3 protein-coding genes are annotated in these 3,934 nt (G+C 71.2%); all 3 read left to right on the forward strand.

The window, feature by feature from the left end:
* The first annotated feature begins 353 nt into the window (after positions 1–353).
* Entirely contained in the window at positions 354–1,529 is a 1,176-nt protein-coding gene (locus tag HK417_RS24075; protein ID WP_222273142.1) for a PQQ-dependent sugar dehydrogenase, read from the forward strand.
* Between the two features lie 396 nt (positions 1,530–1,925).
* Positions 1,926–2,057: a hypothetical protein gene (locus tag HK417_RS25970; protein ID WP_261327690.1), complete on the forward strand. Its 132-nt coding sequence runs from the start codon at positions 1,926–1,928 to the stop codon at positions 2,055–2,057.
* Positions 2,054–3,499, forward strand: coding sequence for a M28 family peptidase (locus tag HK417_RS24080; protein WP_222273145.1), 1,446 nt, complete (start codon positions 2,054–2,056; stop codon positions 3,497–3,499). The genes HK417_RS25970 and HK417_RS24080 overlap by 4 nt, the downstream gene beginning before the upstream one ends.
* Positions 3,500–3,934 lie beyond the last annotated feature (435 nt).

A 3,934-nucleotide genomic window follows, 5' to 3' on the forward strand; every position in this document is an offset into this window, starting at 1 on the left:
ATGGATGCCGTCAGACAGCTCCACCCGACCCGGAGGTCGCTCCCACGTCAACAACGGTCCTGGTCAGTACATCTAGCCCGGTGCTCTCCGAGCTGGGGTTGGCGGCTCGCGTGGAAAAGGGTGGAGGGATGTCGAGACCGGCGTGGCGGCTCCGCCTCAGGGGCAGATGGGGCCCGCGTGGCCGCCATGTGCTGAGAGGACAACGGCGTGCACACTCTCGTGCTCGCCACGACCTGACGCCGGACCGGCATGCCTCGCCGCACCTGCCTGATCTATGGCACCTCGGGCGGCGAGTCGTCGCCGTCGCCTCCAAGGGCGGTGCCTCGACGGCCCGACGGGTGCATGCTGTCGCGATGCGCCGCTCGCTGATCGCTCTGCTCGCCGTCCCCCTCTTGATCGCCTGCGCTGTGGCGCCAGCCGGAGCCGCAGTGGTCCCGGTGCCGCCGCTGCCGATCGCCGCCGCAGCGCCGGAGCTGGACGTCGAGGTGGTCGTCGACGATCTGGACCACCCCTGGGACGTCGCCCAGGCGCCGGACGGCACCCTGCTGCTCGACGAGCGCCCCGGCGGGCTGACCGCGGTGCTGCCCGACGGCACCGTCCGGGAGGTCGATGCCGATTTCGCCGACCTCTTCGTCCTTCAGGAGATCGGTCTGATGGGCCTGGTGCTCGACCCGGCGTTCGCGGAGAACCGCCGCTTCTACACCTGCCAGGGTGCACGCGACGGCGACTCGGCCGACGTCGACGTGGTCGCCTGGACCGTGGACGATGAGTGGCGCACGGCCACCCGGGTCGCCGACCCCCTGCTCGACGGCATCCCTGTCAACGAGGAGAAAGGCTCGCACAGCGGCTGCAAGCTGCGCTTCGACCCCACCGGCGCCCTGCTGGTCGGCACCGGCGACGTCGTCGAAGGGACCACTCCGCAGGACCTGGACACCCTCGCGGGCAAGGTGCTGCGGATCGACGCGGCCACCGGCGAGCCCGCCCCCGACAACCCGTTCGCCGATCAGTCGGAGGCGGCTGCCTACGTGTGGACCTACGGGCATCGCAACGTCCAGGGGCTGGCCGTGCGCCCCGGCTCCGGACAGATCTACTCCACCGAGCAGGGCAGCTACCGCGACGACGAGGTCACCCTGTTGCACCCCGGCGGCAACGGTGGATGGGACCCCGTCGGGAGCGGCGACTACGACGAGAGCGTGCCGATGACCGACCCGTCGCTGCCCGACGTGATGCTGCCCAGCTGGGCCTCGGGTGACCCCACGATCGCCACCAGTGGGTCGACCTTCCTCGCGGGGGCGCACTGGGGCGACTACGAGGGGCTACTGCTGCTCGGCGTCCTCAAGGGCCAGGGGGTGCTCGCCCTCCGGCTGGATGCCGACGGCACCCTGCTCGAGCAGTTCCGGTTGCCCGAGCTGGAAGGGGAGTACGGCCGGATCCGCACGGTGCAGCAGGCCGGGGACGGCGCGCTGTACGTCACCACCGACAACGGCGGGGGCACCGACCGGCTGCTGCGGGTCACCCCGCGCGCTTGATCAGGTCGAACGGTGGGCCCCGTGGGAATCGAACCCACCACCCGCGGACTAGAACTCCCGAGAGACGCTCTTCTGACCAGCGGTCTTAGAGCCGGACAGCCCGCCTACCAGCAAGTGCCGAAGAGAGCGGCGGTCTTCCAGATAGCTGTGCTCGGTGCTCGTACGCCGCCACCCCGGGCTGGCCCGTGCTCCGCCCGGTGCGGAACGCATTCGCGCCTTGGCCGGTCCCGCCCGAGCAGGACCACCACACCAGCCGACCGCGGTAGCTGACGTACAGCCGGCGGCCCTGTCAGTACGCACATCTACGTACTGACCCGGGTCATCCCCGCGGCTAGAATTCCCGAGCGTGATCGGTGCCGGTTGAGCCCCCGATCGGCCCCTGCCTCGGGAGATCCCATGCGCCACCGCACCCATCACCACCGGACCGTGGCCGCCGCAGCGGCCCTCGTGCTGTTGGGCACCGGCGCCGGGAGCGCCGAAGACGTGCCCGCCGCTGCGAAGCCGACCGCGCCGAAGTGGTCGCTGTGACCGCGGCGGACGTGCCTCCCGGGAAGGTGCTGGAGCACCTCGAGGTGTTCCAGGCCATCGCCAACGCCAACAACGGCAACCGGGCCTCGGGCACGTCCGGCTACCGGGGCAGCGTCGACTACGTGGTCGGCAGGCTGAGGGCCGCCGGCTACGCCGCGCGGGTCCAGACCTTCTCCTTCCCCTTCTTCCAGGAGGTCAGCCCGGCCACGGTCAGCGCGGGCGGCAGGCAACTCGCCGCCGAGGACGTCGCGGTCATGACCTATTCCGGCTCCGGGACCGTGACGGCACCGGTGCAGGCCGTGGGAACGACCGGCGAGAAGGCCGCGAGCACCAGCGGGTGCGAGGCCGGGGACTTCGCCGACTTCGTGCCGGGGAACATCGCACTGCTCCAGCGGGGCACGTGCGCCTTCGGGGTGAAGGCCGCCAACGCGGCGGCCGCCGGGGCGTCCGCGGTGCTGATATTCAACACGGGACTGCCCGGGGCGGAGGGGGCGGTCGCCGGCACCCTGGGCGAACCGGGGGTGACGACCGTCCCCGTGGTCGGCCTGAGCTACGCCGCCGGGGTCGCTCTGCTGGGCGGGGGCGAGGTGACGGTCAGCACGCAGACCGTCTCGGAGAGCCGGGAGACCTTCAACGTCTTCGCCGAGACCCGCTCGGGTGACCCGGAGCGCACGGTCATGGTCGGCGCGCACCTGGACAGCGTCCCGCAGGGCCCCGGGATCAACGACAACGCCTCCGGCTCCGCGGGGATCCTAGCCATCGCCGAGGTGCTCGCGGGCACGGAGACCGCCAACGCCGTGCGCTTCGCCTGGTGGGGCGCGGAGGAGTTCGGCCTGCTCGGGTCCCGCCACTACGTCGCGGACCTCAAAACCAACGATCCCGCGACGCTCGGGAACGTCGCGCTGTACCTGAACTTCGACATGATCGGCTCCCCGAACCACGGCCGCTTCGTCTATGACGGCGACGCCTCGGCATTCGGTCCGGACGACGGCTCGGTGCCCGCCCCGGCCGGCTCGGCCGTGATCGAGGCGGCCTTCCACGAGCACTTCGGCTCCCTGGGCCTGGCCTCGGGCGAGACCGAGTTCAGCGGCCGCAGCGACTACGGGCCGTTCATCGCCGAGGGCATTGCCTCCGGCGGGCTCTTCACCGGCGCCGAGGGGATCAAGACCGTGGAACAGGCCGCGCTGTTCGGCGGCCGGGCCGGCATCGGCTACGACTTCTGCTACCACGCGTCGTGCGACGACCTCAGCAACGTCGACCACCGGACGCTGGACGAGATGACCGGCGCGGCCTCCGCCGTGATCCTGCGCTTCGCCAACTCCACCCTGGGCCTCGAGGAGGAGGGCCGGCGGCTACTCGCCGCCGTGGCGCCCGTACCCGCCGCCACTGTTGACCAGGGACACGGCCCGAGCAACGCCGCCGAGGCGAGACAGCCGCACTGAGGCGGTCGCGGTGGGGCCGATGCGCCGGCCCCACCGCGGAGGCCGAGGCCCGTACAGGAGCCAACGGTTACGAGCAGGCGGCGGGACCGCGTCTGCTCCAGGGGGTTACCCGCAGAGCCCGCGACTTCCACGGTGAGGTCTCTGTGGGTGACAGGACCGGACACGCCTACGACCTTGGGTGGAGAAGACGATCTGTGAGAGGACCCTGCACCCCAGGTCCCATGACCCCTGACGGGGTCCTCCGTATGACGGGAAGCGACTCGGGCGGCAACCGCCCCAGCTGCACTGAAACTCAGTTGGACCGGTTGCTGACCTTGCCGCGATCGTCGCCACCACCAGCGTCGAGGCCGGTGCCGGGTGCAGCTGACGGCGCTCAGATGAAAGTCCCCAGACCTGCTCACTGAATTTCCCCACCCGTGGAGCTCCGCCGGAGAC

The sequence above is a fragment of the Modestobacter marinus genome (genome assembly GCF_019799945.1).
Classification (GTDB): Bacteria; Actinomycetota; Actinomycetes; order Mycobacteriales; family Geodermatophilaceae; genus Modestobacter; species Modestobacter marinus_B.

Excerpts from the sequence above, each read along its gene's own strand:
- HK417_RS24075 (WP_222273142.1), top strand. The coding sequence starts at position 354 with ATGCGCCGCTCGCTGATCGCTCTGCTCGCCGTCCCCCTCTTGATCGCC.
- HK417_RS25970 (WP_261327690.1), top strand. The coding sequence starts at position 1,926 with ATGCGCCACCGCACCCATCACCACCGGACCGTGGCCGCCGCAGCGGCC.